Consider the following 7730-nt stretch of genomic DNA (forward strand, 5'->3'; position numbering starts at 1 on the left):
GCCGTGAGGCAGCAACCGTGGGGGGCGCCAGACCTGGTCTTGATGGTTTGGGACCGATCTTCCTTTGTCGTGCCAGTTCGCTCGGTGACATGGTGTCTTTTCCTATCGTTATCATGGAAGTTCCTTTATCGCCTATGTGAATCCTGGAGAGAGAATTCATCGATCCAAATAATTACCGGGTCCACAGATCTACCACGAGGACCACAACGGTGGTTAAGATCGAACTCATAGAGTCCGCGGTCTTTAGCGAAGCGACTGCATATCCAGGATTGACCCCACGAGGGCGCCCAGGATGGTGTACCTGCCGCTCGAATAGCTGCCATATTGATAGCGGGTGTAATAGCCATCTTCATAGCCGCGACGGAAACCCTGGCGAAAGTAATAGTTGTATTCGCTTTGGGCTACATAATAACCATCATAGCCGTAGTTCGCGTCCTGATAGGCATAAGAGGCCTGGTAGTTGTAACGCCAGCGATCCTGCCGGTCAGCCTGTCCGGCCAGGAAGCCTTGCTCATAACCGTAGTTCACGGCCTCCCGAAGCAAATTGGCGCCGTATTGATTCGTCTCATAATAGCGGCCGCCACGGTTGTAACGATAGTTCGCAGCCGTGTAGAAATATGGATCATTGTTGAAATCGTGGTGCTCATTCTGGAGACGCGTGTGCTGCTCACGCAGGTGCCCCACATACTCTTGCTGATAACGGTACTGCGCCATGCGTCCTTGTTGCTGAAGCGCTGCTTCATGCTGCTGCCCGACACGCTGCCGCTGATCCAGATTCTGCCTATACTGGGTCAGACGCTGCTGCTGCTCCCTAATAAGCTGCTCCTGACGCTGTTGTGAGAGGCGGGCTTGCTGCTGATCTTGGTCTTGCTGCCGTTGTTGCTGGACGCGCTGTTGCCAATCCTGGTCCCGTTGCCATTTTTGCTGCTGGGCGCGTTGCTGTTGCTGCTGGACGCGTTGTTGCTCCTGGGCGCGCTGCTGTTGCTGTTTATTCAGGTCCTGCTGTTGCTGGACCCGCTGTTGTTCCTGAGCGCGCTGCTGTTGTTGCTGTTTGTTTTGGTCCTGCTGTTGCTGCTGGACCCGCTGTTGCTGCTGGACCCGCTGCTGTTGTCGCTGTTTGATCTGTTCCTGCTGCTGGGCCTTCTGTTGTTGCTGCTTATTCAGGTCCTGTTGCTGCTGGGCGCGCTGCTGTTGCTGCTGTTTATTCTGGTCCTGCGGTTGCTGTTTATTCTGGCCTTGCTGGGCTTGTTTATTTTGGTCTTGCGGCGGTTGTTTCTTCGCCGCCGGTTGCTTTTTCTTTTTCTCTTTCTCTTTGTCCTGCTGTTTCTGGTCTTGCTGCGGCTCTTGGCGGCCGTGGGTCGGGAGGCTCATTCCCACTAACGACACCGCGCCAATTGCCGCCGCCACCACCATACGGTTCAAGATGTTCACGTTCACTTCACACCTCCTTAGAAATGCGGTCGTTTCATGGGATGCTACCCCAGAGGAGAAGCCATTGGGGATCCCGGTATGCAGGATGAGAAACGTAACGTCTTTTCTCTTTTGGCATCTGTTCCCCGCACGATCCTGGCCGGCGACTCGGGATACAATCCTTTATACCCCGGAGTGATTTGTAGTGTCAGCCCAGTACTGCTCACGCGTTTGGTCAAAAGTGCTCACTGGCCTTGGCGAGAGGGGGGGAATGGGGGATGGTGCTGGTGGAGGTCAGACGATTAAAAAAGGTTTGGCCGCGACAATCCTCGGGAAGCAAATTGGCGCGGCCAGAAAGCCTTGCTCAGAACCGTTGTTCACGGCCTCTCGAAGCACTCTGGTGCCGTATGGATACATCTCGTCGTGCGCCCGCCGCCGGGCAGTTTCGATGGCATCGCCCTTGATGAACCCTTAATGCAAGTAGACGCTGATTGCAATTCCAACGCCGGGATGCCTTCGGTTGTACAGATAATATCCGTCATTGGAATAGTCAATATACACATCGTCGTTGTCATACCAGTTGTCTGACCAGTATTCCGGCCATGGGTCAATGAGACTGAACCAATAGCCACCATACTGAAACCGGGGGTACCCGCTTACAATAACCAAAGGGAGGCTGTGGATGCGGAACCCGTGACCCGAACCAAAGTAGCCACGGAACCGGACGTCAGGAATACGGTAGCCGTTGTAGCCGCCACGTTGCTGCCAGGTGCGGTGCTCGGACTGCCAGCTACTTGCGCGATGCTGCTGCCACACGCCCCGCCGTTCAGCTTGCTGCACACGTTGCCCTTGCTGTGAAGGCCGATTGACCTGCTGTTGCCGGGAGTGCTGTGGTTCCTGCTTGTTCTGGGTCCGCTGTTGTTGCTTAGCGTGCTGTTGCTGCTGCTTGTTCTGGTCTTGCTGCTGTTGCTTGGCGTGCTGTTGTTGCTGCTTGTTCTGGTCCTGTTTACGTTGTTTCTGCGCCGGCGGTTGCTCCTTCTTCTGCTTTTCTTGCTGTTTCTGGTCTTCCTGCGGTTGTTGCCGGGCGTGGGTCGGTAGGCTCATTCCCACCAAAGACACCGCCCCGATTGCAGCCGCCACCACCATCCGGTTCAAGATATTTACATTCACTGCACACCTCCTTAGAAGTACGGTCGCTGCATGGGATGTAACCCCAAAAGAGAGGTTACGAGCGTCCCCGTAAGCAGGATGAGAGACGTAACTACTTGTTTCTTCTGCCAGCCGGCTCCCACCAGATCCTTCCTAACTTCTCGGGGTACGGCTATTAATACCCTGGGGTAATTGGCCTGTCAGCCCAGTACTGCTCACACGTTTGGTCAAAAGTGCTCACTCGGGTTGGCGAGAGGGAAGTACAAGGTAGGGCGAATAGAAGGGTTTAGCCGCGTCAATCGACGCTCCGTTCTCTTTCTTTTTTGTCAGCTTTCCTGCCGGAGCCAAGGGGCCGAGCGATGAATCCAACTTGGGAGGGCAAGTAATGGAAAGCGATATCCGTCTCCCCCCCCTCTGCCAAGCAATATAGGGGTTGTTCGTTCGGGAAAAGACTCGATGGTAGCGATTAAACTTGCAAGTAATACTCTCCCAATGGAAAATTCACCGTTGCAGTGTCTTACGAACTCAATGAACACCTTTGATGCAAAGCATCGCGTCGGGCGGCTATGACGGCGAAAAAACAACTGTCTACCCAGCATGTCGAAAAGGGCAAAGAATCCAAGCTTCTGAAGAAATCCTTTGCGATCATGGGCCCCGGACTGATCACCGGGGCGGCCGACGACGATCCGTCGGGAATCTCGACTTATTCTGTTGCGGGAGCCGCTTACGGATATGCCACGCTGTGGATCGCGCTGCTCACGTTTCCACTAATGGCTTCGATCCAGCTCATGTGCGCGCGGCTGGGTATGGTGACGGGGCGCGGGCTGGCAGCCGCAGTGCGGATTTACCATCCACGCTGGGTGCTCTGGGGATCCTGCTCGATTCTCGTCCTCGCCAACCTCATCAACATCGGTGCTGATCTCGGCGGTATGGCAGATGCGACCGAGCTCATTACGGGGATCCGATCGCTCCTCTGGATTCCAGTCTATGCGGTCGTCATCATGGGGTTGTTGTTCTGGAGTTCCTACAAGCTGATCGCGCGGATTTTCAAATGGATGACGGTCGTCTTGTTCGCCTACGTGTTCGCTGCGTTTTACGCTCACGTCGATTGGAAGCACGCGCTGGCAGTGACGTTCGTTCCCCATCTGGAGTGGTCACGCGGATTCCTGTCGGTGCTTGTGGCAATTCTGGGGACCACGATTTCTCCCTATCTCTTCTTTTGGCAAGCCGCCGAGGAGGTCGAAGAAGGACGGACCAAGGGCCAAACGCACGCCGGGCACAAGGGCGCGACCGCGGGGGAATTGAGAAGCGCGCGCGCCGACACGATCGTGGGTATGTTCTTCTCGAATCTAATCATGTATTTCATCATTCTGACAACGGCTGCCACTTTACATGCCCACGGGCAAACCGACATCACCACGGCCCGGCAGGCCGCCGAAGCATTGCGTCCGCTGGCCGGCCAGGGAGCCTACCTGCTCTTCACCCTGGGCTTGATCGGCACGGGAATGGTGGGCGTGCCGGTCCTCGTGGGATCATGCGCCTATGCGGTGGCAGAAGGATCAGCGTGGCGTGGCTCCATGGCCGACAAGCCAAGAAGCGCGCGCAAGTTCTACGCCGTCATGGGCGCTGCGATGGCGTTGGGCCTCGTGCTGGATTACCTGGGTTTCAACGCGGTGAAAATGCTGTTCTGGTCGGCTGTCATCAATGGCCTCCTGGCGCCGCCCCTGATCCTGCTTGTCATTCTCCTCACCAGTAACCCCAAAGTAATGGGTAAGCGCGTGAACCCGCCGCTACTCAGGTATTTAGGCTGGGCTACCTTCGGTGTCATGACTGCGGCAGCGGTGGGGATGATCGTGACATCTTGAAATATTCCTATGCAACTGAGAGCCCTGCATCCTCGTTAGGAGGGGGCGGCCTGGAATCCACATGTCGTTCGACCCCAGGCACTTTGTTGAGCCAGGCCCAAGACGACATCTTCGCGATTCCCAAACACCTATGATCCAAGTAAAGTTTTGCGCTCAACCCGGCGCCCGAACCAGAGGGTGTTTCGCGGTTTCCAACGGTTGCAGATCATGGAGGTTTCAACAATGCGTGTAAGGAACAAGGAACGACACCACACGGGACGCATCGGGTGGCTGCGCGCGGCGGTACTCGGCGCGAACGACGGCATCCTTTCAACATCGAGTCTGGTGCTCGGTGTCGCGGCTGCACATGCGACTCCCAGCAACGTTTTGATCGCCGGGGTCGCCGGCCTCGTGGCTGGGGCCATGTCGATGGCTGCCGGGGAGTACGTGTCTGTCCACTCTCAGGCAGACACCGAACAAGCCGAACTCGAACTGGAGCGCGCGGAACTCAAAACAGACGCCAAGGGCGAGCGTAAGGAACTGGCGGCAATCTACGTCGCTCGCGGGCTCGAGACTTCGCTCGCGACAGAGGTCGCCAGGCAGCTGATGGCCCATGACGCGCTGGGCGCCCATGCCCATGACGAACTCGGCATCACCGAAACTCTCCGTGCGCGTCCGATTCAGGCGGCGTTGGCATCGGCGGGCAGCTTCGCCGTTGGAGCCGCCATGCCTCTCCTGGTCACGGCCATGGCCCCGGCGGCGGGTTTGATTCCTTTTGTCTTTGGAACTTCTCTGGTATTCCTCGCGCTTCTAGGCGGCGTGGCTGCGCGCACAGGGGGTGCCGCAGTGACGAGGGGTGCAATCCGCGTCACGCTCTGGGGTGCGCTGGCCATGGCGCTGACCGCAAGCGTCGGGTCGCTGTTCGGAACAGTTGCATGAGCGATGAACTCGCGACAGTCCAGGAGTTCCCGCAACGAACTCTATCCCTGGAATGGAGGGCGGGCAGGAATCACGAGTCTTACTTCAGCGCCACCTCCGGTTCGCCGACCAGTTCCTCAAAAAGCGTCCGGTAATGAATCATGGCCTGGCGCAAGTCTTCGGTGCTGGCCTGCCCCCGCGTTTGACGGAGCGCGGTTTCGTGGGCTGCACGGTAATTTTCGAGAACCATTGGATGATCCACAGAGATATCCGCCGCACGCTGTTCAAAGTCGCTTACCGGATAGCCACGCGTGGACATCACATCACCCAGCAGTTGGTCGGCGTCCGTGACTGCACCTCCGGGGCCGTCAACGAACCGCGACTGAACCTTGCCCCAGGACTCAATAAACCGCGCACGATCGCCCGGAGCGAGCGGCCGGATGTGCAAGCCCTCCACTCGTTCTGCGCGCCCGTCGAGCGCCGCTTCTGCTTTCCGCTGGCTCCCGCCTTCTTTAACGGCACGAGTATATTCAGCGCCGCCAAACTGAGTGCGTAGTCTTTTCGTTCGGCGTTTACGAATAAGAATCCGGATGACGATGCCTGCGACCACCATCACGGCGACCACGATGAATATGGCTATTTGTGTCTGGCTTACCGCTGACAAGTTCATGGTTTTCCTCCGAATGTAAATTCCAGCTACCGTCTGCTAAAAGCTGATGTGGAGCTGGATCGTGTCATGAACGCGATACCCCCTGTCAACCAGAACCAAATGTCCCCCGATGATGACGTAACGGTAGCCTCGAGGAGGACGGCCCAAACCGCGCGTAAAATCATTGGGCGCCGGGCGACTCATCCTTCGCATATCACGATCGAGCACGTAGCCCGGCCGAAGCCGATTTTCGTAGCCGTTGTTCCATCGGCTGTCTTGTCCAAAAAGCCCCTGGTTGTGGTTCTGGTGTTGGTTGTAATAGGTACGCGCGTATTGGCGTTGATTCTCGTTGAACTGGCGATATTCCTTTTTACTCTGGCCGCGATTCTGGTCTTTTGCCACAGCCACACCGCAGGTCAAAGCCAGGAGCACCGCCGCACACGCCGTCATCCACCATTGTGTCTTCATAGGTTTTCTCCAAATCATACTGAGATTTTCATCTTGAATTTCTGGGTTGCTGCAGGCATAGGCCTCAGCAAATGAGCGTTCCATGACCTTTATATCCGAAGGCGAAGCGCGTGTCGGCTCATTACTGCTCACACGCCTGGTCAAATCAGCACACGCAGGTTTTGCGAGGGGGAATAATGGGCGGACGAGTGGAGGTCAGTGAACCTGCATCAGGTGGGACCAAGCTAAGTTGCTTTAGGATATGAAAACAATTCCCCAAACTGGGTATTTTCGAGCCTTAGGTGGCTCTTCTCGCCCGAAAGATTATCCTCATAGGCCTCTTCGTCCGGCCGCAACTAGCAACCTTTTTCGGTTGGCATCTAACGCACTGCTGTCCAAATTAGCTGAGATTCAAGACCCTGACCCGCATGAATATTGGTTAAAACTGTTGTGATTGTCGATTTTCAAGTTCAGGTCTCCCATTCTGCTGTCCCAGTTAGCGATAGGAAAATTCCAGTTGTTGGATGATTGGTCAGCAACACCAGCACGTCGCCGGTCTCGGGGCGAAGCACCTCGATGCGTCGGAAGAATTGAGGACAATCCTGATGCCCTCTCGGACTCTTCCAGAAAATGATCTGGTCTTGGAGAATGGATCCCCGCTCCGGGACGAGTCGGTCTTCGGCGACCCCGTAATCGGCATTGCTTTTCAGTCGAGAGACCAAGAACACTCCTTCCTCCGTCCAACGATGGTAGAGGCGGTAATCGGTAAAGCCGCGATCCATCACCACGATCGTCCCCGCGTCAAACTGGAGCGTGGAGGCGATGCGGCTCTCATGCACCGCTCCTTCGGTGATGACAGCAAAGTGCGGCAGATACCCCTCATGATCGAGCACCATATGAATCTTCACGGCTCCCTTGCTCCGGCGAAAGCGCGCCCAATCGAAGACGCTGGCGCACAGATCAATCACGGTAGCATCGAGGCTCAACAGCTTGTTGCGAAAGCGAAACTTCTTGGGGAGAGGACCTTGCTGCCGGCAGCGTTCCAACAAATCCAGGAAGATCTGTTGATACAACTCCCAGGGACGATGGGCGTTGGCGTAGGCCAGCGTGGAGCGACTCGGTCGCGTGATCCCCAAGTGTGCCAGCTTCCCCTCACAACTCGCCAAACCATCGCAAATCTCGCGCAGCGATTGCGCTCGTCCCAACTGGCAAAAGAGCATGGCCACGAACTGGCCCCAACAGGTAAATCCCCGAGCATGCCGCTCGGCCCGGCTTTCTTGTACCCGGCGTTGAAACTCCCAACGCGGAAAAAG

8 protein-coding genes are annotated in these 7730 nt (G+C 56.5%); 3 read left to right on the top strand and 5 right to left on the bottom strand.

What is annotated here, in order from left to right; all coding sequences use genetic code 11:
• Positions 1-243: 243 nt before the first annotated feature.
• Positions 244-714: a hypothetical protein gene (locus LAO21_17700; protein MBZ5554555.1), complete on the bottom strand. Its 471-nt coding sequence runs from the start codon at positions 712-714 to the stop codon at positions 244-246.
• 135 nt (positions 715-849) lie between these two features.
• Between LAO21_17700 and LAO21_17705 the strand changes: the two genes are divergently transcribed.
• Positions 850-1380, top strand: a complete 531-nt coding sequence (locus tag LAO21_17705; protein MBZ5554556.1) for a hypothetical protein — start codon at positions 850-852, stop codon at positions 1378-1380.
• A 501-nt stretch (positions 1381-1881) separates the two neighbouring features.
• Here LAO21_17705 and LAO21_17710 read toward each other — a convergent pair.
• Positions 1882-2580, bottom strand: coding sequence for a hypothetical protein (locus LAO21_17710; GenBank protein ID MBZ5554557.1), 699 nt, complete (start codon positions 2578-2580; stop codon positions 1882-1884).
• Between the two features lie 626 nt (positions 2581-3206).
• Between LAO21_17710 and LAO21_17715 the strand changes: the two genes are divergently transcribed.
• Together LAO21_17715 and LAO21_17720 are read left to right on the top strand one after the other, a co-directional pair.
• The gene (locus LAO21_17715; GenBank protein ID MBZ5554558.1) at positions 3207-4424 is read left to right on the top strand and encodes an Nramp family divalent metal transporter; all 1218 of its coding nucleotides are present in this window, start codon (positions 3207-3209) and stop codon (positions 4422-4424) included.
• A 222-nt stretch (positions 4425-4646) separates the two neighbouring features.
• Positions 4647-5342, top strand: coding sequence for a VIT family protein (locus tag LAO21_17720; GenBank protein MBZ5554559.1), 696 nt, complete (start codon positions 4647-4649; stop codon positions 5340-5342).
• 79 nt (positions 5343-5421) lie between these two features.
• Here the strand turns inward: LAO21_17720 and LAO21_17725 are convergent, their stop codons facing one another.
• From LAO21_17725 to LAO21_17735, 3 genes are all read right to left on the bottom strand, one after another.
• A complete protein-coding gene (locus LAO21_17725; GenBank protein MBZ5554560.1) occupies positions 5422-5991 on the bottom strand; it encodes a hypothetical protein in 570 nt (189 codons plus the stop codon).
• A 36-nt stretch (positions 5992-6027) separates the two neighbouring features.
• Positions 6028-6438, bottom strand: a complete 411-nt coding sequence (locus tag LAO21_17730) for a hypothetical protein (protein MBZ5554561.1) — start codon at positions 6436-6438, stop codon at positions 6028-6030.
• A 449-nt stretch (positions 6439-6887) separates the two neighbouring features.
• On the bottom strand, positions 6888-7730 hold an 843-nt coding region (locus tag LAO21_17735; protein ID MBZ5554562.1), incomplete at its 5' end, for an IS4 family transposase.

It is taken from the genome of Terriglobia bacterium (assembly GCA_020073085.1).
In the GTDB taxonomy this organism is placed as follows: domain Bacteria; phylum Acidobacteriota; class Terriglobia; order JAIQFV01; family JAIQFV01; genus JAIQFV01.